Below are 22,411 nucleotides of genomic sequence, written 5' to 3'. Positions count from 1 at the left end.
GCCCCGGCATGCTGCGGGGTCAGGCGCAGCAAGGCGAGGGCCGGTACGGCCCTCGCCTTGCTGTGGCTGCTACTTGTCCTTGGCCTGGTTCTCGAGCGCGCGTCGCACGCCGTCGCGGCCTTCGATCACTAGGCGCTTGAGAGCGTCGTGCGCATCGGCGTTCTCGGCGAGCCAGGCATCTGCCTTCTCCTGGAGGCCGTCGTAGCGGCCCGCCAGTCGCACGGGATACAGGCCCTCGATCAGGCCCGTCGCCATCTCGTTGGTCTTCTCCGCGTAGATGCGCCGGATCGAGGCGAAGTACTCGTCGACGAACGGCTCGAGTAGCGCGGTGCCGTTGACATGCATGAACCCCGCTGTGGCGGAGAACTGCAGTGCGTTTGGCAGGTCCTTCTCCGCGTTGACCAGAGAGTCCCACGCGCGGCGCTTGTCCTCGGGTGTGGCCATCGCGGCGCGGGCGTGCGCCGCGCGGCGGTGCCCTGAGGCGGTGGCGTCGCGAGCCAGCTGCAGCTCGATCGCATATTCGGTGGCCCGACCGCCGACGGTGAGGCCGATCAGCAGGTCCCACGCGAGGTCCGAGTCGATGGGCAATCCGCCCAGGCTCAGCTTGCCGTCGAGCAGCCCCTGCAGGTTGTCGAGCTGGATGTCGGTGCATGCCAGCGACGCGAAGGCGCGCACGAACTGGAGCTGGTGGTCCGAGCCCGGCTCGGACTCGATGGCGAGCAGCCACAGCGTCTCGGCGGCGTCAGCGCACGCGTCCTCCGCGTGGTCGGGGTGCACGTAGAGCGTGAGCGCGGTCGCTAACTGGCGCAGCAGCACCATCACGGTCGTGGACTGGGACTCGTGGGCGATGTTGCGTAGCACCAGGTCCACGAACTGGCGAGCGGGCATCTCGCCATCGCGGGTCATGTCCCAGGCGGCGGTGAGCACCATCGAGCGGGCGAGGGGATCCGTGAACCGGCTGACGTGCTCGACCGCGGTGGCGAGCGACTGGTCGTCCAGGCGCACTTTCGCGTATGCAAGGTCCTCGTCGTTGACGAGGATCAGCGCCGGCCGGTGGTTGCCCACGAGCTGGGGGATGTCGGTGCGCGGGCCGGTGATGTCGGTCTCCACGAACATGGTGCGTTCGAGGCTGGTGTCGCCGGAGGGCGAGACCACCACGTCGTAGCCGCCGATCCCGATGCGGTGCGGACGGTACGTCGGCCAGTCGGCGGGGACCTCCTGGATCACGGCGAACGCCGCGATGTCGTCGTGCGTGTCGACCTCGATCTTGGGTCGCAGCGTGGTGATGCCGGCCTTCTGGAGCCACACCTCTGACCACGCCGAGAGGTCGCGGCCCGAGGTGGCCTCGAGTTCGACGAGCAGGTCGCGCAGCGTGGTGTTCGAGTGGTGGTGCTTGCGGAAGTATTCGGCGACGCCCGCGAAGAACTCGTCCTGGCCCACCCAGGCCGCGAGCTGCTTGAGCACCGAGGCGCCCTTCGCGTACGTGATGCCGTCGAAGTTGACCTCGACGTCCTCAAGGTCTCTGATCTCCGCCATGATCGGGTGAGTGGAGGGCAGCTGGTCCTGGCGCGCGGCCCACGTCTTCTCCAGCGAGTTGAACGTGACCCAGTTGTCCTTCCACTTGGTGGTCTCCACGGTGGCGACGGTGGAGACGTACTCCGCGAAGGACTCGTTGAGCCACAGGTCGTTCCACCACTTCATGGTGACGAGGTCGCCGAACCACATGTGCGCCAGCTCGTGCAGCACCGTCACGGTGCGCCGCTCGATGCGCGCCTCCGCCGCCTTGGAGCGGAACACGTAGTCCTCGAGGAACGTCACGCAGCCCGCGTTCTCCATGGCACCGGCGTTGAACTCGGGCACGAAGATCTGGTCGTACTTCTCGAAGGGGTAGTCCATCTGGAACTTGTCCTCGTAGAACGTGAAGCCGGCCTGGGCGTCGGCCCGGATGACGTCCGCGTCGAGGAATTCGGCAAGTGCCTCGCGGCAGTACACGTCGGCGCCGATGGTGCCCTTGCGGGACTCGATGGTGCCCTCGACCCGGTGGTACGGCCCGGCGACGATGGCGGTCACGTAGCAGGGGAGGCGGGTGGTCTCGGTGAAGTCCCAGCGCGCCTTGGCGCGAGACTTGCCGGCAATCTCGACCTCGCCGTCCACGGGGGACTTGGTGCCGGGGTTGTTGCTCAGCACGTGCCAGTGCGAGGGCGCGATCACGGAGAACGTGAAGGCCGCCTTGAGGTCGGGCTGCTCGAACACCGCGTACACGCGGCGCGTGTCCGCGACCTCGAACTGGCTGTAGAGGTAGACCTCGCCGTCCTCGGGGTCGACGAACCGGTGCAGCCCCTCTCCGGTGTTCATGTAGGCGCCGTCGGCTACCACGGTCAGTTCGTTCGCGGCCTGCAGGTCCGGGAGGGCGATGCGGCTGTCCGCGAAGTGCTCATTCGGATCCAGGTCCGCGCCGTTGAGCGTGATGCGGTGCACCGTGGGCGCGATGAGATCGATGAATGTCGACTCTCCGGGGGTGGCGGAGAAGCGAACCGTGGATGTCGAGCGGAAGGTGTCCTCGGAGGTGGTGAGGTCCAGCTCGACGGCGTAGGTCTCGGTGGAGATGAGGGCAGCGCGGGCCTCGGCCTCTGCGCGCGTGAGGTTCGTACCAGGCATGCGCTGATTCTGTCATGCCTGGCCGACATGCGAGGGCCGAGACCGGCTGAGTTGATCGTGTTCAGGCTCACCCCCCGGAGTCATGCCGCGGCGCGGCGGCCGTCGACAGGGTCAACGCGGGGACAGTGCGGCAGTGAGCCTGTCCAGTGCGAACTCGAAGGACTCGTCGAGGTCGCCTCCCAGCCGGAATGCGCCGGCGAGCTCCATCGTGAGGAATCCGGTGCACCACGCAGTGACGAGGCGAGCCGCCGCGAGCGCGTGCTGTTCGCTCGCGAGGCGCGCACCCATGCGCAGGATCGGCTCGCTCGCGGCGTTCAGCGACTCCTGCGTGGCCCGACCCGACATCGCCAAGGTGAACGCCGCTGGGTGCGCCCGCGCCCACGCACGCAGGGCACGGGCCAGTTCGGGGAGGGTCCCGGCCGCGGCCAGGAGCGCTTCGATCTCCGTGAGCGCCGCGTCTGCGACGAGGACGATGAGCGCCTCACGGTCTGCGACGTACTTGTAGAGCGATGGTGGACGCACCCCGACGTGGATGGCGACGGCCTGCATCGTGAGGGCGTCCAAGCCTTCTGCGTCCAGGATGTGGCGGCCTGCAGCGACTATGTCTGCGCGGCTGGTGCGGGACGGGGTGGGCACTGAGGGCTCCTTTGCGGACGGCAGCCTTGATGACTATTGACAGTAGCCATGATAACTACATACATTAGTCATGCCAAGCCCCTCGGTGCACGTGTCGCGGCAGCGGGGGAGGCGCCCAGCGGCACGACGGCTTATCAAGGGAGTACACCCATGAAGATCGGCTCGCACCTGTACCGAATCGGCAACGACATCGTCGCCTCCTACCTTGTCGTGACCGACGAGGGCATCACCGTCATCGACGCCGGCCTGCCCGGCCATTGGCGCGACCTGACTCGCGAGCTCGCTGTCCTGGGGCGCGCGCTGGGGGACGTGAAGGGCGTGGTGCTCACCCACGGCGACAGCGACCACATCGGCTTCGCCGAGCGCTTGCGTGCAGCCACCGGGGTGCCGGTCTTCGTGCACAGCGCCGATGCGGCGCGCGCCAAGGGCGGCGACAAGCCACCAGCCTCGGGCGGGCGGATGCGCCTGCCGGGCGTGGTCAGCTTCGCGGCCTACGCCGTGCGCAAGGGGGCGTGGCGCACCCGGCACCTCACGGAGGTCGTTCCGGTGGAGGACGGCGATGTCCTGGACCTTCCTGGCTCGCCCCGGGTGATCGCGCTGCCGGGGCACTCGCCGGGTTCGATCGCGGTCCACGTGCCGATCGCCGATGCGGTGGCCGTGGGCGACGCCCTCACCACCAGGCACGTCCTCACGGGCAACGTCGGACCTCAGCCTGCGCCCTTCACGGACGAGCCCGACCTCGCACTGAATTCGCTCGAGCGCCTGGCCGGGCTCGAGGCGTCGTGGGTGCTCCCGGGGCATGGGGCGCCGTGGCGTGTGGATCCGGGCAAGGTCCAGGCAGCGGTGAGGGCGCGGCTCGAACCGCGCCGTCCGGGGTCTTAGTCCGGTCCGTCGTCCCGCAGCGTTCGTCCCAGCAGCGTGCTGGCACGTTCCCCGGTGACGGCGGGCATGAACAGAAATCCCTGGCCGGTGGCGCAGCCAAGCTCGCGCAGCAGCGCCAGCTGTCCCTCGGTCTCGACGCCCTCGGCGACCACCGCCAGCCCCAGCGCCCCGCCCATCTTCACGAGCGACGCGATCAGTTCGGAACTGTTCTCCGCGCTTGAGAGCGACTGGATGAACGTCTGGTCGATCTTGAACGCCTCGACCGGGAACCGGTGAAGCGTCTCGAGTGACGAGTACCCCGTCCCGAAGTCGTCGATGTGGAGCGTGAGCCCGGCCTCGTGGAGCTTGTGCATGATGCGCAGTGCGACTTCCGGGCGCCGCATCAGCACGCTCTCGGTGATGTCGAGCGTGAGGCGGCTCGGCGAGAGCTCGTGGCGCTCGAGCGTCGAGAGCACCCGGTTGAGGAGGTTCTGGCTCCAGAACTCCTTGTCGGAGATGTTGACGCTGACGTTGACGGCGCTCGGCTGCCACTCGGTCAGCTGGCGGCAGACCTCGTCCAGCACCCAGTGGCCGAGGTCGAGGATGAGCGACGTCTGCTCGAGGTCGGCGAGGAAGTCGTGGGGTTCGATCAGCCCGCGCGTGGGATGGTTCCATCGCACGAGCGCCTCGAACCTGTCGATGCGCCCTGTCTGCAGGTTGACGATCGGCTGATAGTGGACCTCGAACTGGTGGTCTCGCAGCGCCAGCAGCACCTCGTCCGCGAGTTCGGTTCTGCGGACCGCACTCTCGTGCATCGGCGCGTCGAAGTAGGCCACCGTCCCGGGCTCGTCCGCCTTCGCGCTGTACATCGCGGCGTCGGCATCTCGCAGCACGTCGTCAGCGCTCGTGTAGCCGACCTCGCTCGACGCGATCCCGATGCTGGCCCGGGTCACGATCTCGTGGCCATCGAACGTGCGCATCAAGTCGAGCGCCGACTGGAGTCGCTCCGCCGCCTCCATCGCCTTCGCGGCGCCGGTGTCGGCGAGCAGCACCACGAACTCGTCGCCGCCGAACCTCGCCCCGGTGTCGACGTCCCTCAGGGTGTGAGAGATCACGGATGCGACAGTCCTGAGGACCTCGTCCCCCATCTGGTGACCGAGGGAGTCGTTGATGAGTTTGAAGCCGTCGAGATCAAGGAACAGCACGGAGTAGGGAACTCCCCCTCGCTTGTGCCACGCGATGGCCTGGTTTAGCTGCTCGATGAGCAGCTGACGGTTGGGCAGCCCAGTGAGCGAATCGAAGAGCGCGCTCCTACGGACCTCGTCCTGTCGGCGCTGGGACTCGAGCGCCGCGCACAGCAGCGCCGCCCAGTGCTGGTACGTGTCTTGCACCGCGGTCGGGTCGATCTCGACCACCACGGCGAGCAGGCCCCAGTCCTCCTTCTCGGTGCACACGGGCACCACCAGGCACACCTCGCGCTGGGCGGCAGAGGCGCGGGCGATGAGGGACTCTGGCGGAAAGCTCTCGGTCCTCATCACGGTGTCCACCAAGTCGACAGGAGCGCCTGAGCGGTCGTACTCGCCGACTATCCGCAGCTCGCCCGATGCGGGTCCGTCCTCCCACAGTCCCAGCGCGCCCACCTTGACTCGCGTGCCCGTCAGCCATGTCAGGTCGCGCGGATCGGCGCCGCCGGTCTCGAGCAGCCCGGCGTCGACGACGTACTGTTCGGCGATGGCTGCATCCGTCACCTCGGCCTGGCGCTGTGACGCCCGTGCGTGGCCCTTCCACAGGGCGGCGGCGATTCTCGCGGATACCGGGGAGGACAATGCACCGCTGGGCGCGTCCGGCATTCCCGCTCCCTCGGCCGCCTGCGTGATCGCGTCCATCAAGCGCCGCAGCGTGTCGGGACGGGACGTGATGGCCTGTAACGACGTCATGAACCCCGCGATCTCCGCCTGCGTGACGTCTTCTCCGCGCTCCAGCAGGCGCGTCGTGTCCCGCACGCACGCGTCGATTGCGATACGGGCCTCACCGTCGGCGCCCTCGACGCCCGTCAGCAGCTCCGGTTCGAGCGCCCCGCGGAGGCCCGCGTCCAGAATCTCCGTCGACGTGCCGCGCGGCTGTCCCGCATCCGCCGGGCGGTGGGGGGAGTCTGCCGCGCAGCCGCAGGACTCCCGCAGCATGAGCGTCGCAGCGCCGGGAGTGATGGTCTCGTTTGGCACGGTCTCACCCCGCATCGCGGCCAGCAGCAGCCGGCCCGCAAGTGCGCCCACGTGATCGAATCGGGGGTCCACGCTCGTCAGGCTCGGGATCGCGAACATCCCGGCTGCGTTGTTATCGAATGCCACGATCGCGAGGTCGTCTGGGACAGTGAGCCCCGCGCGCCGCAGCGCGCCCATCAGCCCGATCGCATTGCGGTCGGTCCCCACCACCAGGGCCGTGGGACGGTGAGGGGACCCGAGCAGGCCCGACGCGGCAGACACGCCGCCCGCCTCACCGTTCTCCGGCGTGACGTAGACGAAGGAAGGGTCTGCGGCGAGGCCGTGGGCCGCGAGCGCACCTCGATACGCGTCGAACCGGTCGCGGATATCCCTCTGCGCCAGGTTGCCCGCGAAGCCGATGCGCGTGTGACCGTGCGAGACGAGGTGATCGACGGCCGCGGCGATTCCTTGTTGGTTGTCGGGCCGGACGACGGGTGCCTCGAGGTCGCCCATCTGGGTGCTCGATACCAGCACCACCGGTTTGCCCGCCCGGTGAGCCTGCGAGAGATAGCCCGCGCCTGCTGCGGTGGTCACCGAGGCGATGCCGTCGATGTCGGACCACGCGACCGGCGTCGAGAAGGGGCCTGGCTCGCCGGCCTCGTCCCGCGGGGAGTGCTTCTGCCGAGTCTCGACCACCACGAGCCGACCGTTGGCGCCGACGATCTCTCGAGCGAGGCCCGGGATCAGGCTGCCGAAGAAGTCCCCTCCGAGGCTGGGCGTGAGGAGCAGGGTGGTGAGCGGGCGGCTCACGCTTCGCCACCGTCAGCGCGTGACAGTCCCAGCATGTCGCCCCTTCTTTGTGGCGTGATGACGAATCGCGCATGCCATCCACGGCGTGGTGCGGAGCGTGGATAGCGATTGACCCGAACGGCCAGGGTAGTCCACCCAGGCGTCCCTCTCCGGGACGCAGGTCCTTACAATGCTTCGGTGACCCAGACCGATGCCGCGGGCCAGCGTCGTCGGCGCATGGTCGACCTTGCCCCGCTCAGAGCCAGCCCAGCGTTCGCGCGCCTGTGGATCGGTGGCGTGGTGGCGGGCATCGGCTCGCAGATGTCGATCGTCGCGGTCGGCCTGCAGATCTACGAGATCACGGAGTCGACGTTCGCCGTGGGGCTGGTGGGCGGCATCGCGCTCGTGCCGATGATCGTCGCGGGCCTGTGGGGCGGCATGCTCGCGGATGTCTTCGACCGCCGCCGCCTGCTCATCGCGTCTTCGCTCGTCGCCTGGGTGTCGGTGCTCGGGTTGGTGGCGCTGTCCACGTGGGACGCCGTCCTCAGTTCCGGTCCGAGCGGCACCCACGCGCCCATATGGCCGTTCTACCTGGTGACGACGATCAACGCCGTCGCTGCCACCATCTCGGGGGCCACCCGCGGCTCGGTCGTGGGGCGCATCCTGCCGCCAGAGCTGATCTCCCGCGCGACGGCGCTCAACGGCATCGGCTTCGGCACCCAGCTCACCGTGGGCCCGGCGCTCGCGGGGGTGCTCGCCGCCGGCATCGGCCTGCCGTGGACCTTCGCCGTCGACGCCGCGCTGTTCACCGCCGGATTCCTGGGCGTGTGGATGCTGCCGTCGCTGCCGCGCCTGGGCAAACGGGTGGAGGCGGGCTGGGGACAGGTGCGCGCAGGGCTCGGGTTCCTCAGGCGCAGCCCCAACATCCGCATGAGCTTCATCGTGGACATCGTCGCCATGACCTTCGCGCGCCCGTACGTGCTGTTCCCCGCTCTGGGGGCGACCGTCGTGGGTGGTGGCGCGCTGACTGTGGGTGCTCTCACCGCTGCGGGCGCCGTCGGCACGATCCTCGTGAGCCTATTCTCGGGTCCCGTCGCGCACATCCACCGGCACGGCGTGGCGATCGCTCGTGCGATCACGGTGTTCGGGGCGTTCGCGCTGCTGTTCGGCGCGGGCACCCTGCTGATGAGCGTAATCGAGCACGATGCGGCGGCTGGCTGGTCCGGCATCTACTGGCCCGCGCTGGTGCTGCTGGGAGTCGCGATGGCAGGCATGGGGGCCTCGGACGAGGTGAGCGCGATCTTCCGCCAGACCATGATCATCAAGGCCGCGCCCGACGAGATGCGCGGACGCCTCCAGGGGATCTTCGTCGTGGTGGTCACCGGCGGGCCGCGCACCGGCGACATGTACGCCGGCATCCTCGCCACAGCGGTGGCGCTGTGGTGCCCGCCGCTCGTGGGGGGGCTCGCGATCATCGGCCTCATCGCGGTGCTGACGCGCCTGCGGCGCTCCAGCGACGGGCAGTCCTTCCGCGACTACGACGACCGAGCGCCCACTCCGTAGCGAGAACGGGGCCCCGTAGTTGGCGTCGGGCCGATGGGGTGCCAGGATGGCAGTGATGTCCTCGCGTCGGGTTGACGGGGGTGTGCTGTGCCAAGACCTCGAAGCAAAGAGGAACTGCTCCGCGCGAGCGCCGCGAGCCGTGAACGCCTGCTCGGCCTCATCGAGTCCTTCCCCGCCGAGGTGCGCGAGGGAGAGTTCGCCTTCGAGGATCGCGACCGCAACGTCCGCGATGTGCTGGTGCATCTGCACGAGTGGCACCTGCTGCTGCTGCTCGACTGGGAACGCGCCAACACCAGCGGCGACCCGCAGCCGTTCCTGCCCGACGGCTACACGTGGTCCTCGTACGCGCCTATGAACGTGGCCTTCCGCGACAAGCACGCTGACACGAGCCTGGACCGCGCGATGGACCTCTACCAGGAGTCGTACCAGGACGTCATCGCGATGATCACGTCCCACAGCGACGCCGAGCTGTTCACCAAGAAGTACTATCCGTGGACGGGCTCCACGTCCTTAGGCGCGTACTGCGTCTCGGCGACCTCCAGCCACGACGAGTGGGCGCTCAAGAAGCTGCGTCGCCACGGACGTGGGTGAACCGGCGCGACGTCCGCAGCCCTCGCCGGGGATGCCGTACGCAGAGGATACCCACGAGGCAGGCTCGTCAGGGCGCCTCCTCGGTGGTCTTGGCGGGCTGCTCGATGATCTCTGAGGGCGCGTCCGCGCTGGTGTCGTCACCGCAGGCGGCAAGCACCAGTGCCGATGCGGCGAGAGCTCCTGCGAGGGGGACGGGCAGCGATCGTGGCATGGGGCCTCCAAGTTCGACTCCCTTCACCGTACGCCCGCTCACCGAGCCCCGCGAGGCGAACAACGCCCGTCAGCGTGCGGTAGCGACGTACACCGTCGCGGTGGCGTCACGGCCCTGAAGGGGGTTGTGGAATGTGATGATCTCCGCCTCCACGTCCACAAAGACCTGCTCGAGGATCGCCACGTATTCGGCGTCGGGCGGGTCGTTCGACCACATCGCGTACACGCCGCCGGGGGAGATGCGGGAGGCGACGGCACGCATGCCCTCGACGCCATAGAAGCCCGCGCTACCGTCGTCGAGCACGTGCCGCGGCGAGTGGTCGATGTCCAGCAGCACGGCGTCGAAGGTGCGCGCGGCATCCGCCGGGTCGTAGCCACCGTCGCGACTCATCGCGAAGAAGTCGCCCTGGACCAACCGGCAGCGCGCATCGGCCGTCAGCCCAGCCCCCAGTGGAACCAGGCCCTTCTCATGCCACTCGATGACCGGCTCCAGCAGCTCGATCACGGCCATGTCACGGACGTTGGCGTGCTCGAGAGCGCTCGCGGCCGTGTATCCGAGCCCCAGCCCACCGACCACGACGTCCGCGGGGCGATCTCCTAGGCGGGCAAGCCCACGGTGAGCAAGCGCCTCCTCGGCGGCAGTGAACTGGCTCGACATCAGCCACTCGTCGTTCAGCTTGACCTCGAACACGTCCACGCGGGTCACGGGGTCCAACCGCCGGCGCAGGCTGACCTCGCCGATGGGGGTGGGGCCCCAGCCCAGCTCCTCGAACCGTGCGCTCATGATGGGTCTCCTTCGGAGGTGTCGATGGCGAAACCCGCCTGGCGCCAGGCCTCGTAGACCACCAGCGCAGCCGAGTTCGACAGGTTCAGTGAACGGCGCCCCGGCAGCATGGGGATGCGCACGCGGTCGGTGACCCGCGAGTGCGACATCGCCTCCTCGGGCAGTCCGGTGGGCTCGGGGCCGAACAGCAGGACGTCGTCGGGCCGGTAGTCGATGTCGGAGTAGACCGTCGTGGCGTGCGCGGTGAAGGCAAACACCCGCGAGGCGGGCATGGCGGTCAGCAGCGCGTCGAAGTCGCCGTGCAAGGTGACGGTCGCGAGGTCGTGATAGTCGAGCCCGGCGCGGCGCAACTTGGGCTCGGACAGGTCGAAGCCCAGCGGCTCGACGAGGTGCAGGTGCGATCCGGTGACCGCCGAGAGCCGGATCGCTGCACCGGTGTTCTCCGGGATGCGCGGCTCGTAGAAGGCGATGTGGGGCGCGGCTGACATGCCGCCATCATCCCAGCCCATGACCGCGATCCGCGCCCGACCTGCCTGGCCCGCGATCACGCGTCGTCGACGAGGAGGCCGAGGTGGGCCGCCAGCAGTGGCGCCAGGTCGAGCAGTTGCTGGCTGGAGACGGCCGCACCGCGCAGGGACGCCGGATCGTCCAGTCCGGCGATCTCGAGCCCCCGCAGATCGACGTCGGCCAGCGCCGCGCGTCGCACCGACAGCGTGCGGACCGTGCAGTCACGGAACGCGACCCGGGTGAGCCGCGCATCCATGAGGTCCAGGTCGCCGAACACGCAGTCCTCGAACAGGACGTCGGCTAGCCGGGACCCTCTGAGGTTGAGGTACCCAAACTTGGATCCGGAGACCACAGACTCGGCCCACTCCCCGCCGTGCAGTTCCGCGGCGCCGATGCGCGAGCGAGCGATCTCGCAGCGCCGCCACTCGCTTGCGGGTGCGTTGAGCGACGCTGCCGCCAGGGCCTCGGCACGGCAGCCGGTGAGCTCGACGCCCCGCAGCGTCCCGCCCTCGAGCACGGCGCGGCTCAGGTCGCAGCCGAGAAAGGAGGCGTCTGTGAGGTCCCGGTCGCCGAAGTCCAGCCCGGACAGGTCCAGGTCGTGCCAGTGCGGACCCTCGTCGAGGTCGTATGCGTCCGCGCGCGCCAGTCGGTCGAGAGTCACTGGCTCGGGACGAGGCGCGGCTATCTGCAGTGTCATCGCGAAACCGTAGGCCGTGGCCCTCGACGGCGTGACTCTCGCGACAAGCCGGTCAGTCGTCCTGCGAGGCGTTGGTCTGCCGGACGATGCGGACGGCGTTGAGCACCACGGCGATCATGGCCGCGAGCACCACGGTCACGAGCATCCGCCCGGGGATGCCGAAGGAGGTCAAGCTCTCGACGAATACGCGCGACGTCGTCGACACCAGTTCGGAGGGGTACTGCAGATTGATGCGCGTGCCGACGGCCCAGTTGAAGGCGATCACGGCGGCGTAGCCGATCCACAGCGACGCCAGAGACACCATCGATGCCGCCGCGCGCTTGAGTGACGCTACCCCGCACCAGCCCACTGCCACGGCGACGATGAGGAATGGCAGCCACTTTTCCGTCTCCCAGACGATGGCCGGTATGTCCGCGTCGTAGAGCGGGCCCGATCCAATGGGACGGGCGAGGAACGGCAGCCATTGCGTGAGGGCGAGCGCGGCGAAGGTGATGGCTATTGTCGCGCTGGCGATGTCGGCCCGTCCGATCCCGGCCATCACGAGCAGGCCGATGATGATGCCGACGCACACGCCCGCCACCATCCCCCAGAGATACACCTGTGCCCGCGAGGACTCCTCGAGTCCTCCGCTGACGACCGAGCTCGCCTGGACGAGCGCGACCGCCTGCACGGCTGCCGCGCCCACCGCCACGAGCCGCACGCGCGGGGGCCGGCCCAGGCGGGCGGCGATGCGCACCGCGGTACCCGCGAGCGCGGAGCCCACGACCACCATGGCCACGGTTGCGACCAGGTAGGTGCCGCTCAGCGGCAGGAGGGCGAACGGCATGTCCTCCGGCCGCGCGTCGGTCGCCCAGATGAACTGAAGCGGCAGTCGCATGCCGCTGATCAGCCATGGCAACAGCCCGATGACGGCGCTCACCACACCCACGAGGACGGCGAGTGGGGCGGGCAGCCGGTTCGGCGCCCCGGATCCGTCGGCGGCACGCTGGCCCCGCGAGCGCGGCTGGACGTGGCGGCCGGTCGCGGCGGAGCCGTTCTCGGAACTGGGGGTCATGCGCCCACCCTAGGGGCGCGCGGGTGTCGCCGCGCTGCCGGGACCCGTCCTGCTCCGCAGCTAGCGAATGGGGCGAAGTTTGGGGGAGTTGACGATGGCCACGAAGTGACCGGCCAACACGAAGGGCGTGGCGATGACCAGGGTGAGGAGCGTCCACCACAGCACAGGAGCCCCCACGAGGGTCTGGACGAGGGCCGCCACCAGGATCAGGTGCGTCATCTCGACCGAGTGGTACACGCGGTGGAGCGGCACCAGGTTGAACGCCTTGCGGGCCAGGCGCAGCAGTGGCCGGCCGATCTCGCGCGCCTCGTGGGAGTCGGGCACGTTCGCCATGCCGACGCTGCCGCGGGCCACGTGCACCGCGTCGTTGAGGACCTTGTTCATGAGCACCATGGCACCCAGCAGGGCGCCGAGTGCGAGCGGCATCGCGTCTCCCATGGAGATCGCGAGCGAGGCGCCCAGGGCGATGGGGATGCCGCCCTCGGTCGTGTAGTGAGCGATCTTGTCGAGGAACACTCCGCGGGGGCCGGACGTGCCGCGCACGCGTGCCACCTCACCGTCGGAGGCGTCGACGAGCATCTGCAACTGAGCGAACACGGCGGCAAGCAGGGGACCTGCGACCGATGGGATGAGCAGCGACAGCGCTGCCATCCAACCGGTGAGGATCACGCCGACCGTGACCGCGTCGGCACTCAGACCGGCCGCCAGGAACCGCTGGGTGAGGCGCGGCGAGACCTTGCGCCAGTACAGGGAGGCGCTCCAGTGCTCGGCCATCGCACGGCCGCGGATCGCGGGCGGCTGGCCGATCTCCCGAATGGCACTCAACGACACGTCCATGCGCGGCGAACCGTCGCGCATGAGGTGCCCGTTGTCGTGCACCGGAATGTGGAGTGTCATTTCTGCATTTTATCAGCGTGTTCACCTTCTGTTAAGCCCCGCGTCACCGGCTGTTTGCCAGCCCGGTCGCCCCGGGCCGGCGCAAAGTCGTCGGCGAGGCGCGCATTACGCTGGCGAGCATGAGCATCCCCCCTCCTCCCGGATCCCGCCGGGCCGCGCTCGGCGGTGTGGGCCACGGCCGCGGGACGGCGGGCCGGGACGAGTCCGCGCTCAAGGCGGCCAACGCCGAGGCCCCCGAGATTCCGGACCTGTGGCACCGGGTGGCAGCGCTCTTCTCTCCCTACCGGACCCAGCTAGGGCTGACCGCCGGGCTCGTCGTCGTGACCGCATCGGCCGGAGTCATTCCGCCGCTCATCATCGAGCGGATCTTCGACGACGCGCTTTTCCCGGAAGGCGCCGCGGCTCCCAATCTCGGGCTGTTGGTGGAACTGGTCGCCATCATCATCGCGATCTTCTTGGGTGTGGCGGCGCTGGGCGTGTGGCAGACCTACGTGACGTCCTCCGTAGGAAACAAGGTCACCGGCGACTTGCGCACGCAATTGTTCGACAAGCTCCAGTCCATGGACCTGGCGTTCTTCACGCGCACCAAGACCGGGGTGATCCAATCCCGGCTCCAGAACGACGTGGGCGGCGTTTCCGGGGTGCTGACGACCTTCGTGTCCAGCATCGTCGGCAACTCGGTGACGGTGCTCGCCTCGCTCGTAGCAATGATCCTGCTCGACTGGCGCCTGACCCTCATCGCGGTGGTGCTGATGCCGGCGCTGGTGCTGGTGCAGCGCAAGGTCGGGCAGGTGCGCGCCCGGCTCGCCTCGCGGACGCAGGAGTCGCTGTCCGAGATGACGGCGATCACGCAAGAGACTCTGTCGGTGAGCGGCATCCTGCTGTCCAAGGTCTACAACCGGCAGCGGCTCGAGGCGCGCCGCTACGGGGCCGAGAACGACAACCAGATCGATCTCCAGGTGCGGCTGACGATGTCGGGGCAGTGGTTCTTCGGCATGGTCACCGTGATCATGAGCTCGGTCCCCGCGGTTATCTACCTCGCGTCCGGCTTTCTCATCGCGCGCGCCACCGAGCAGGGCACCGAGCCGGCCATCACCGCCGGAACGGTGGTCGCGTTCACCGCGATCCAGGCGCGGCTGCTGTTCCCGCTCATGGCGCTCATGCGCGTCGCCCTCGAGGTGCAGACCTCGCGTGCGCTGTTCGCGCGCATCTTCGAGTATCTCGATCTGCAGCCCGCCATCGTCGACGCGGCCGATGCGCGGGACGTCGCGCAGGCGCCCGGCCCGGTGGGCCGGGTCGAGTTCCGCGACGTCACGTTCCGCTACCCGGACGCGGCGGCCGATGCAGTCCCCACCCTGGACGGCGTCTCCTTCGTCGCGGAGCCCGGCAAGACGGTGGCCTTTGTGGGCCCCTCTGGCGCGGGCAAGACCACCGTGGTGTACCTGGCTGCACGCCTGCACGAGGCGAGTTCCGGCGCGGTGCTGTTCGCCGGGGCCGACGTGCGGGAGCTCACCCACGAGTCGATCGTCGACAAGGTCGGCGTGGTGAGTCAGGAGACGTACCTGTTCCACGCGACCATCGCCGAGAACCTGCGCTACGCAAAGCCGGAGGCGACTGATGAGGAGCTCATCGAGGCCTGTCGTGACGCCAACATTCACGACCAGATCCAGCGGTTCGAGCACGGCTACGACACCGTCGTCGGGGAGCGGGGCTACCGCCTGTCCGGGGGCGAGAAGCAGCGCATCGCGATCGCGCGCGTGCTGCTCAAGGACCCACCCGTGCTGCTGCTCGACGAGGCCACCAGTGCGCTCGACACCGTCAGCGAGCGCATAGTGCAGGTGGCGCTGGACCGCGCCGCGAAGGGCCGGACCACGCTGGTCGTCGCGCACCGGCTGTCCACCATCGCCGATGCCGACGTGATCCACGTGGTTGACGGCGGACGCATCGTGGAGTCCGGCACCGCCGTGGAGCTCAGTGCCGCGGGTGGACTGTTCGCCCGGCTTGCGGCGGAGCAGCGGGACTGATCCCGCGCATCGGCCGTGCGTCGTGTCGAGGCTTGACCTTGCCCTTGGGTGAAGCGGTGTGCTGGTGCGTGACACCTCCGAGAGGCGGATGGTGCACGAGAGGAAGACCATGACTGAATTCACTGTCGAAGAGCGTGCGGCGCGTCCCTGGGTGGGCGTCTCCACGACCGGCGAGCTGGCGCACTGGGGCCGCGTCAATGCCCACGTGCCCACGATCTATGCGGCTCTCGCGGAAGCCGGGGGCGTCCCACTTGGAGGCCCGATTTACCAGTACCGGCGGCTGCGGACGGCGACCGAGCCAATGGATCTCACGGTCTCCGTGCCCGTATCTGCATGCATGGAGATCGGCGATCACTTCGAGACCGGAGAGATCCCGGCCGGCCGCTACCTCGTCGCTCGCCCGGAGGGTGGCCCGGACGTCCTGGACGGCGTGCACGCGGAGATGTGGACATGGGCCGGAGAGCAGGGTCTTGACCTCGCGATCGACGAGCGCGCCGACGGCATTCACTGGCACGCGCGCACCGAGCAGTTTCTTACGGACCCGGAGTCCGAGCCGGATCGCAGCAAGTGGGCGATCGAAGTCACATACTTGTTGAAGTGACCACGACCGCGAGACTGTCCATCGGAGAGTTCAGTCGACTGACGTGGCTGTCTGCGAAGGCGTTGCGCCTGTACGAACGGCGAGGGCTGCTCTTGCCCGACCTCGTGGACGAGTACACGGGGTACCGCTACTACCGGGAGGCGCAAGCGCAGCGCGCGCGTTCCATCGCGCTGCTGCGACGAGCGGGAATGCCACTGGACCGGATCGGTGCGGTCCTCGACGCCGACGATGGCGATCGCAGCGCCTTGCTCGATGAGTACCGGGCGAAGACTATCCACGGTCACGAGCGCAACCTTGCGCTCTTGGACAACGTCGCAATCGCGCTCGGCGCAGAGTCGCCACCGATGGCGGACGCCGGCCTGGAGGTGTTCAGCCGGGAGGTGGCTAAGCAGGCTTTCGTGGCCCGCACGCTGCATACGACCGCTGCCGAGCTGCCCGCGCACATCGAGGAGACGGCGCGCGCGATGGCACAACGCGCAGGACAGGCCGTCGACCGCAGCCAACCACTCGTGGTGGTGTACCACGGCGAGGTCGGCTGGGAGTCCGACGGGCCGGTGGAAGTGCGCGTGCCGGTCGCGGACGGCGCTGTCGCCGATGGTGTTGAACCCGCAGGTTCCGAGTTCTTTGTCGACGTCCCTTTCGGGGAGGTTCAGTTCCCGACCGTTCTGCGGTCGTTCGACGCAGTGCGTGAGGCCGCTTCACGCGGTGTCTGTCGACCGACAGGGTCTCCGCGCGAGGTCTACCGTGACGGTGATCCATTCCGGTGCCAAGTCGCGCAACGCTACAGCAAGCCGATTCTGCAGTGACCGTACTGGGCGAGCCCGCGCATCGGCCGCCCGGGGGCTCTCGAAGAGCGCAGACGCAGAAGGCGGGACCGGGCCCGAAGGCCCGATCCCGCCAGTTGTCTAGAACTTAGGGGTCGACTAGTTGCCGCAGCCGCAGCTGCCGCCGCAGCATCCGCCGGTGTTCTCGGCGGCGGGCGCCTCTGCACCCTTGTCGATCAGGTCGATGCTCTGCTTCTCAGCCATAGTTGCCTCCTTGGCTCGGCGACAGCCCCGATCGGGGCCTGAGTCCAGGGTAACCCCGCCGGCACTACCAGATGCTCACGCGCTTGTCGGTGGCGAGCCAAAGCTCGTCGTCCTCGGTCACGTTGAACGCGGCGTACCAGGCGGCGACGTTGCGGACGATGCCGTTGACGCGGAACTCGCTGGGGGAGTGAGGGTCCATCGCCAGGCGCGTCACCAGCGCCTCGTCCCGGGTGACCATGCGCTCGGTCAGCGCGTACCCGATGAAGAAGCGCTGGGTGGCGGTGAGCCCATCGACCTCGGGGGCGTCCGCGATGGGGCCTCCGAGCGCGATCTCGTACGCCTTGAGCGCGATCTCGACGCCCGCGAGGTCACCGATGTTCTCGCCCACCGTGAGAGCGCCGTTGACCACGTGCTCGTCGCTCAGCTGCGCGGGGGAGTAGCCGTCGTACTGCTCGATCAGCAGGTGCGCGCGCTCCATGAACGCCTCACGGTCCGCCTCGGTCCACCAGTCCTCGAGCTTGCCGCGGCCGTCGTACTTGGAGCCCTGGTCGTCGAAGCCGTGGCCGATCTCGTGGCCGATCACGGAGCCGATGCCGCCGTAGTTGACCGCGTCATCGGCATCGGGGTGGAAAAACGGCGGCTGCAGGATGGCGGCGGGGAACGCGATCTCGTTCGCGAGCGGAAGGTAGTAGGCGTTGACCGTCTGCGGCGTCATCAGCCACTCGGACCGGTCCACCGGCTTGCCGATCTTGGACCACTCCCAGTCCTCGTCGAAGATCGAGGAGGCGCGCATGTTGCCCACCAGGTCGTCGGGCGAGACCTCCAGGCCGCTGAAGTCGCGCCACTTCTCGGGGTAGCCGATCTTGGGCGTGAACTGCGCGAGCTTGTCGAGGGCGCGCTGCTTGGTCGCGGGCGTCATCCACTCGAGCTCGGTGATGGATACCCGGTACGCCTCGATGAGGTTCGCGACCAGCCGGTCCATGTGCTCCTTGTGGGTGGGCGGGAAGTGCTCCTTCACGTACTCCTTGCCCACGAGCTCCCCGACCACGGCCTCCACGAACCCCACGCCGCGCTTCCAGCGCTCGCGCTGCTGGGTGGCCCCCGACAGGACGGTCCCGTAGAACTCGAAGTTCGCCTTGGAGAGGTCCTCCGTGAGGTACGGGGCGCGCGAGTTCACCACTCGCCAGCGCAGGTACGACTGCCACGCCGCGACGTCGGTCTCCTCCCACAGTCGAGCGAAGGCCTCGAAGAAGCTCGGCTCACCCGCGACTAGGAGATCGTGCGCGGCCTCGGGCAGGCGGATCGCATCGGCCCACTCGCGCCAGTCGAAGCCGGGCGCCTCCGCAGCGAGCCGCTCGAGGGTCGTGGGGTTGTGGGTGAGCTCGGCCTCGCGGGTCTTGACCACGTCCCAGTGGTGCGCGGCCAGCGCGGTCTCGAGCGTCATGATGCCCTCGCCGGTGAAGTCCACCCCGGTCATCTCCGCCATGCGGTCGATGTGCGCGACGTACTTCGCGCGGGTCTGCGCGTGCGAGTCCTCCCGGTAGTAGGCCTCGTCAGGCAGGCCCAGCCCGTACTGGGACAGGTACACGACGTTCTTGTCTGGGTCGTTCTTGTCCGCGAACACGTAGTAGCCGACTGCTCCGCCAACGCCGGTGCGCTGCAGCGCACCCATGGTGACGGCGAGCGCGGTGTGGTCCCGCGCATCGGCGATGGCTACGAGATCTGACTCGAGCGGGCTCGTGCCGAGCGCGTTGACACGATCGACGTCCATGAAGCTCGTATAGAGCCCGCCGATCTGCGACTGGGGGTCCGCCGCCTCGATGATCTCGCGGGTGTGCTTCTCCGCCTCGTCCCGCAGCGTGTAGAAGCTGCCATCCGCAGCCCTGTCATCCGGAATGACTTTCGACGCCTCCCACGGCCCGTTCACGTAGCGGAAGAAGTCGTCCTGCGGACGAACGGTGGGCGAGAACTCGGACTGGTCGATTCCGGAATGTTTAGCCATGGCCCCACCCTATGCGCGGCCGATGCGCGGGCCGGGACGGTTTCGCTGTCGGCGAGGGTGCGGGCCGGCCACGGCGCCGCAGGCACGCGCGGGCACCCTAAGGACTGGCAGGATGGTCCCATGCGCATCCACATCGCCGCCGATCACGCAGGCTTCGAGCTCAAGGAGCACCTCAAGGCCCACTTTCTGGAGGACGGCCACGCGGTCGTCGATCATGGGGCCGACGAGTACGACGCACAGGACGACTATCCGTCGTTCTGCATCTCCGCCGCCGAAGGGGTGCGCGACGAGCCCGAGTCGCTCGGCATCGTCATCGGGGGCTCGGGCAACGGAGAGCAGCTCGCCGCCAACCGCGTCACGGGCATCCGCGCCGCGCTCATCTGGTCCGAGGAGACCGCGCGGCTCGCGCGTCAGCACAACGACGCGCAGGTGGGATCGATCGGCGCCCGGATGCACTCGCTTGAGCAGGCGACGGCGATCGCCGATGCGTTCCTCGGCGAGCCCTTCAGCGGTGACGCCCGCCACCAGCGCCGGATCGATGCGATGACGGAGTACGAGCAGCGCCGCTAGCTGCCGGCTCGCGCTAGTCGCGCTCTAGAGGGACATGAGTGCTGGATCCGAGCGCAATACTGCACCCATGTCCCGCCAGCGCGCAGTGCCAGTGAGACGCGCTAGAAGTCCCAGTTCGCGAGCGGGGCGATCGGTGACATCATCGCGACTGCGAGCTCGCGGGCCTGGCCCTCCTTGTGCTCGATGATCTGTCCGGCCGCGGCGAGCGACTCGACGCTGGTGCCGCCCAGATAGACGGTCGACAGGTGGCGCACGTCCATGGTGAGGTCCGCCTCCGCTCCCTCGGCGCGGGTGACGGTAGCCTCGCCGTCCGCCACCACGATGCGCCACGTGCCGGCGTTGTCGGGGACGTGCTTGTCCGTCAGCCCCACGGTCACATCGCAGTCGTGGAAGTACTCGCGCGACTCCAGCGCCGTCGGGACGTCCAGCAGGCGCACCCACAGGTTGTCGATCACCTTGGAGCGCACGCCGCGGGCGTCCTTCAGCTGGTGAAGCAGCGGGTCATCCGTCGCGAGGTTCTCGGTGTACGTCGTCTCGACCAGGTCGAAATCGGTGAGGGTCTCCCAGAGCCGCTGCGAGGCGGCGGGCGTCAGCGAGCCTTGCTCCCGCACCTGGCAGATGCCGTCGTGAATACCGATGTCGGAATCGGCCTTGCGGCGGAAGAACGCGTATGCGACGGGCTCTCCGCGGTCCTCGACGATCGCGATGCGCCACTTCTCCATGCCCTTGCGGTTGCCCAATGGGTCGGTGAAGCGCGCGTTGCGTCCCGAACCGACGGGGTTCAGGATCGTGCCGGGCCGCGTGAGCTTGGCCTGCAGGTCCGCGACGAGCTGGTCGTGCTTGTCGAAGTCGGCGCGCTCGAGGCGCACCGTGAGGTCCTCGGCCCCGTCGACGTTCCACATCCGCGGGCCGCGGGGGATCGACGCCTTGACCGTCTGGGCGCCCATGCCGTAGCCGAAGCGCGAGTAGATCTCGGCCTCCATCGCGTACAGCGAGCTCACCGCCTCGCCACGCTCCAGGCACCTGCGGAAGTGGTCGTGCATCATCTCGGTCATGAGACCGCGGCGGCGGTGGGAGGGGTGAACACCCAGCCAGGACAGCCCAGACGTGCGCACGCGCCGTCCGCCGGGAGTGATCATGTCGGTGCCGAAGCTGGCGTGCACGGCAGCGATCTCGCCTACGGCGCCGCGGCGCTCGTCCGTGACCTCAAGGCCACGTGCCCGGTCGACGGGCAGCGCGTCGATGTAGTCCTGGCGGTCGTCGACCAGCCACTCGCCAACGAAGGCCCACTGCACCACCTGGAAGAACTCGTCGAGACGTGCCTCGGGGACGGTGATGGACTGGTAACCCTCTGCTTTCTTCATGCTCCTAGGTTTCCAGGTTTCTGCCCCGTGCCCAAACTGTGGCGGTATCCGGGCGCGTGGGAATGCGTCGGCAGACCCCCGCGGGACGCTAGAAGCCGAAGTTCGCGACGGGTTTGACGTCCGATGCCATCGCGCGCGAGAGTTCCGCGGCGGTTCCGGGCGTCCGTTCGTCGACCAGCTGCGCGCGGGTCAGCTCCGTGATCGTGGTGCCGCCCAGATAGGCGGCGCCGAGCTCTTGGACATCCAGCCGCAGGTCGGCCGATGCGGGGTCGGCGGCGCCCTCGCGTGTCACCTTCGCCTCGCCAGCGGCAACGAGCACCCTCCACACGCCCGCATTTTGCGGCAGGAAGGAGTCGTCGACCTGCACTGTGACGTCGCAGTCCGCGGCGTAGCCGCGTGCCTCAAGCGCCTCGGCGACGTCGAGGATCCTCACCCACAAGTTGTCGGTGAGAGTGATCTTCGCGGCGCGCATGTCCTTCAGGCGCAGCAGCAGCGGGTCGTCGGGCGCGAAGCGTCCCGCATGCGTGGCGGACATGAGATCGAAGTCCGCCAGCACGCCCCACAGGCGCACGGTCGCGGCGGCGCCGAGCGCACCCCACGCGCGCACCCGCACCTTGCCGTCCGGTCCGGTGTCGCCCCACTCCTGCTTGCGCTGGAACAGCGCCCAGGCGACGGGATCGTCGCCGTCGCGAACCGTCGCGATGCGCAGCTCCTCGCTGCCGTCACGGTCGATCTCGAGGTCCATCAGGACGTCCGCGAGGGTCTGCGGAGCGAGGGTGCTCACCGTCCCCGGACGGGTCATGCGTGACTGGATGCTCGCGATCGTCGGGCCGTGCCGCTCGATGGACGCGGAGTCGACCTCCACGATCAGGTTCTCGGAGCCGGGCAGAGGTCGCAGCTCCACGCCACGGCCCAGCTGTACCCGCGCCTCCGTGGCGGCCATCCCGTAGCCGAACCGCTGATAGATCTGTGTCTCGGCCGCGAACAGGGTGGAGATAGCCTCGCCCCGCGCGAGAGAGCGCGAGAAGTGATCTCCGATCATCGCGCGGAGCAGGCCGCGCCGCCGGTGGCCGGGATGCACTCCCACCCAGCTGAGGCCCGCGGTCGGAACCTCGCGACCACCGGGCACCCGAGTGCCAAACTTGAAGGAGGCATGGACGGCGGCGAGTGTGCCCTCGGTCCCGCGGACCGGATCGGCGACCTCCACCGCGCGGGTACGTTCCCAGGGCAGGACGTCCTGGATGAAACCCGCGTCCTTGTCCGGGACAGTGAAGGCGAAGGCGAAGGCGTCGACGTGGAGAACTTCGCTGGCGCGAGTCTGGTCGACGGAGACGAGGCGATATCCCTGAGGTGTGGTCACGCTCAAGATTGTGG

At 68.7% G+C, this 22,411-nt stretch carries 19 protein-coding genes; 7 read left to right on the top strand and 12 right to left on the bottom strand.

Going from position 1 to position 22,411, the window contains the following annotated elements; all coding sequences use genetic code 11:
- Positions 1–69 precede the first annotated feature (69 nt).
- The gene (gene pepN, locus ACNI3K_RS08315) at positions 70–2,658 is read right to left on the bottom strand and encodes an aminopeptidase N (RefSeq protein ID WP_419391415.1); all 2,589 of its coding nucleotides are present in this window, start codon (positions 2,656–2,658) and stop codon (positions 70–72) included.
- 111 nt (positions 2,659–2,769) lie between these two features.
- Positions 2,770–3,294 carry a TetR/AcrR family transcriptional regulator gene (locus ACNI3K_RS08310; RefSeq protein WP_419391414.1) on the bottom strand — a complete coding sequence of 175 codons (525 nt, stop codon included), beginning with the start codon at positions 3,292–3,294 and terminating at the stop codon, positions 2,770–2,772.
- A gap of 150 nt (positions 3,295–3,444) precedes the next feature.
- Here ACNI3K_RS08310 and ACNI3K_RS08305 point away from each other — a divergent pair, with 150 nt between their 5' ends.
- The gene (locus tag ACNI3K_RS08305; protein WP_419391413.1) at positions 3,445–4,176 is read left to right on the top strand and encodes an MBL fold metallo-hydrolase; all 732 of its coding nucleotides are present in this window, start codon (positions 3,445–3,447) and stop codon (positions 4,174–4,176) included.
- Here the strand turns inward: ACNI3K_RS08305 and ACNI3K_RS08300 are convergent.
- Positions 4,173–7,166: an EAL domain-containing protein gene (locus ACNI3K_RS08300; protein WP_419391412.1), complete on the bottom strand. Its 2,994-nt coding sequence runs from the start codon at positions 7,164–7,166 to the stop codon at positions 4,173–4,175. The genes ACNI3K_RS08305 and ACNI3K_RS08300 overlap by 4 nt on opposite strands.
- Positions 7,167–7,343: 177 nt before the next feature.
- Here ACNI3K_RS08300 and ACNI3K_RS08295 point away from each other — a divergent pair, with 177 nt between their 5' ends.
- Together ACNI3K_RS08295 and ACNI3K_RS08290 are read left to right on the top strand one after the other, a co-directional pair.
- The gene (locus tag ACNI3K_RS08295) at positions 7,344–8,708 is read left to right on the top strand and encodes an MFS transporter (RefSeq protein WP_419391411.1); all 1,365 of its coding nucleotides are present in this window, start codon (positions 7,344–7,346) and stop codon (positions 8,706–8,708) included.
- An 87-nt stretch (positions 8,709–8,795) separates the two neighbouring features.
- Positions 8,796–9,299, top strand: a complete 504-nt coding sequence (locus ACNI3K_RS08290) for a ClbS/DfsB family four-helix bundle protein (protein ID WP_419391410.1) — start codon at positions 8,796–8,798, stop codon at positions 9,297–9,299.
- Between the two features lie 67 nt (positions 9,300–9,366).
- On the opposite strand, the gene ACNI3K_RS08285 is transcribed toward ACNI3K_RS08290, so the two are convergent.
- The 6 genes from ACNI3K_RS08285 to ACNI3K_RS08260 all read right to left on the bottom strand — a co-directional run bounded on the left by ACNI3K_RS08285 (position 9,367) and on the right by ACNI3K_RS08260 (position 13,448).
- The gene (locus ACNI3K_RS08285; RefSeq protein WP_419391409.1) at positions 9,367–9,510 is read right to left on the bottom strand and encodes a hypothetical protein; all 144 of its coding nucleotides are present in this window, start codon (positions 9,508–9,510) and stop codon (positions 9,367–9,369) included.
- Positions 9,511–9,579: 69 nt separating this feature from the next.
- Positions 9,580–10,293 carry a polyamine aminopropyltransferase gene (locus ACNI3K_RS08280; protein WP_419391408.1) on the bottom strand — a complete coding sequence of 238 codons (714 nt, stop codon included), beginning with the start codon at positions 10,291–10,293 and terminating at the stop codon, positions 9,580–9,582.
- Positions 10,290–10,781, bottom strand: a complete 492-nt coding sequence (locus ACNI3K_RS08275) for a tRNA (cytidine(34)-2'-O)-methyltransferase (protein ID WP_419391407.1) — start codon at positions 10,779–10,781, stop codon at positions 10,290–10,292. The genes ACNI3K_RS08280 and ACNI3K_RS08275 overlap by 4 nt, the downstream gene beginning before the upstream one ends.
- 56 nt (positions 10,782–10,837) lie before the next feature.
- On the bottom strand, positions 10,838–11,497 hold the full coding sequence (locus ACNI3K_RS08270; protein WP_419391406.1) for a pentapeptide repeat-containing protein: 660 nt from the start codon (positions 11,495–11,497) through the stop codon (positions 10,838–10,840).
- Between the two features lie 52 nt (positions 11,498–11,549).
- On the bottom strand, positions 11,550–12,551 hold the full coding sequence (locus ACNI3K_RS08265) for a hypothetical protein (RefSeq protein WP_419391405.1): 1,002 nt from the start codon (positions 12,549–12,551) through the stop codon (positions 11,550–11,552).
- Between the two features lie 60 nt (positions 12,552–12,611).
- Positions 12,612–13,448, bottom strand: coding sequence for a CDP-alcohol phosphatidyltransferase family protein (locus tag ACNI3K_RS08260; RefSeq protein WP_419391404.1), 837 nt, complete (start codon positions 13,446–13,448; stop codon positions 12,612–12,614).
- A gap of 119 nt (positions 13,449–13,567) precedes the next feature.
- On the opposite strand from ACNI3K_RS08260, the gene ACNI3K_RS08255 reads away from it, so the two are divergent.
- From ACNI3K_RS08255 to ACNI3K_RS08245, 3 genes are all read left to right on the top strand, one after another.
- On the top strand, positions 13,568–15,472 hold the full coding sequence (locus ACNI3K_RS08255; protein WP_419391403.1) for an ABC transporter ATP-binding protein: 1,905 nt from the start codon (positions 13,568–13,570) through the stop codon (positions 15,470–15,472).
- Positions 15,473–15,581: 109 nt separating this feature from the next.
- Positions 15,582–16,073: a GyrI-like domain-containing protein gene (locus tag ACNI3K_RS08250; RefSeq protein ID WP_419391402.1), complete on the top strand. Its 492-nt coding sequence runs from the start codon at positions 15,582–15,584 to the stop codon at positions 16,071–16,073.
- Positions 16,070–16,879, top strand: coding sequence for a MerR family transcriptional regulator (locus ACNI3K_RS08245; protein WP_419391401.1), 810 nt, complete (start codon positions 16,070–16,072; stop codon positions 16,877–16,879). The genes ACNI3K_RS08250 and ACNI3K_RS08245 overlap by 4 nt, the downstream gene beginning before the upstream one ends.
- Before the next feature lie 286 nt (positions 16,880–17,165).
- Here the strand turns inward: ACNI3K_RS08245 and ACNI3K_RS08240 are convergent, their stop codons facing one another.
- The gene (locus ACNI3K_RS08240; RefSeq protein ID WP_419391400.1) at positions 17,166–19,103 is read right to left on the bottom strand and encodes a M13 family metallopeptidase; all 1,938 of its coding nucleotides are present in this window, start codon (positions 19,101–19,103) and stop codon (positions 17,166–17,168) included.
- Between the two features lie 120 nt (positions 19,104–19,223).
- Between ACNI3K_RS08240 and ACNI3K_RS08235 the strand changes: the two genes are divergently transcribed.
- On the top strand, positions 19,224–19,673 hold the full coding sequence (locus tag ACNI3K_RS08235; RefSeq protein WP_419391399.1) for a ribose-5-phosphate isomerase: 450 nt from the start codon (positions 19,224–19,226) through the stop codon (positions 19,671–19,673).
- A 101-nt stretch (positions 19,674–19,774) separates the two neighbouring features.
- Here the strand turns inward: ACNI3K_RS08235 and ACNI3K_RS08230 are convergent, their stop codons facing one another.
- Together ACNI3K_RS08230 and ACNI3K_RS08225 are read right to left on the bottom strand one after the other, a co-directional pair.
- Positions 19,775–21,037: a GNAT family N-acetyltransferase gene (locus tag ACNI3K_RS08230; protein ID WP_419391398.1), complete on the bottom strand. Its 1,263-nt coding sequence runs from the start codon at positions 21,035–21,037 to the stop codon at positions 19,775–19,777.
- Between the two features lie 88 nt (positions 21,038–21,125).
- Positions 21,126–22,397 (bottom strand): GNAT family N-acetyltransferase, encoded by a 1,272-nt coding sequence (locus ACNI3K_RS08225; protein ID WP_419391397.1) that lies wholly within the window; start codon positions 22,395–22,397, stop codon positions 21,126–21,128.
- Positions 22,398–22,411 lie beyond the last annotated feature (14 nt).

This window comes from Demequina ureilytica, from assembly GCF_048553575.1.
Classification (GTDB): Bacteria; Actinomycetota; Actinomycetes; order Actinomycetales; family Demequinaceae; genus Demequina.
Note: the sequence above shows the minus strand (reverse complement) of the source record. Positions and strands in the feature narration are given on the sequence as shown.

Coding starts and splice junctions, on each gene's coding strand:
- ACNI3K_RS08275 (WP_419391407.1), bottom strand. CDS start 10,781: ATGTCAGCCGCGCCCCACATCGCCTTCTACGAGCCGCGCATCCCGGAG.
- pepN (WP_419391415.1), bottom strand. CDS start 2,658: ATGCCTGGTACGAACCTCACGCGCGCAGAGGCCGAGGCCCGCGCTGCC.
- ACNI3K_RS08255 (WP_419391403.1), top strand. CDS start 13,568: ATGAGCATCCCCCCTCCTCCCGGATCCCGCCGGGCCGCGCTCGGCGGT.
- ACNI3K_RS08240 (WP_419391400.1), bottom strand. CDS start 19,103: ATGGCTAAACATTCCGGAATCGACCAGTCCGAGTTCTCGCCCACCGTT.
- ACNI3K_RS08265 (WP_419391405.1), bottom strand. CDS start 12,551: ATGACCCCCAGTTCCGAGAACGGCTCCGCCGCGACCGGCCGCCACGTC.
- ACNI3K_RS08285 (WP_419391409.1), bottom strand. CDS start 9,510: ATGCCACGATCGCTGCCCGTCCCCCTCGCAGGAGCTCTCGCCGCATCG.
- ACNI3K_RS08280 (WP_419391408.1), bottom strand. CDS start 10,293: ATGAGCGCACGGTTCGAGGAGCTGGGCTGGGGCCCCACCCCCATCGGC.
- ACNI3K_RS08270 (WP_419391406.1), bottom strand. CDS start 11,497: ATGACACTGCAGATAGCCGCGCCTCGTCCCGAGCCAGTGACTCTCGAC.
- ACNI3K_RS08230 (WP_419391398.1), bottom strand. CDS start 21,037: ATGAAGAAAGCAGAGGGTTACCAGTCCATCACCGTCCCCGAGGCACGT.
- ACNI3K_RS08250 (WP_419391402.1), top strand. CDS start 15,582: ATGACTGAATTCACTGTCGAAGAGCGTGCGGCGCGTCCCTGGGTGGGC.
- ACNI3K_RS08305 (WP_419391413.1), top strand. CDS start 3,445: ATGAAGATCGGCTCGCACCTGTACCGAATCGGCAACGACATCGTCGCC.
- ACNI3K_RS08260 (WP_419391404.1), bottom strand. CDS start 13,448: ATGACACTCCACATTCCGGTGCACGACAACGGGCACCTCATGCGCGAC.
- ACNI3K_RS08235 (WP_419391399.1), top strand. CDS start 19,224: ATGCGCATCCACATCGCCGCCGATCACGCAGGCTTCGAGCTCAAGGAG.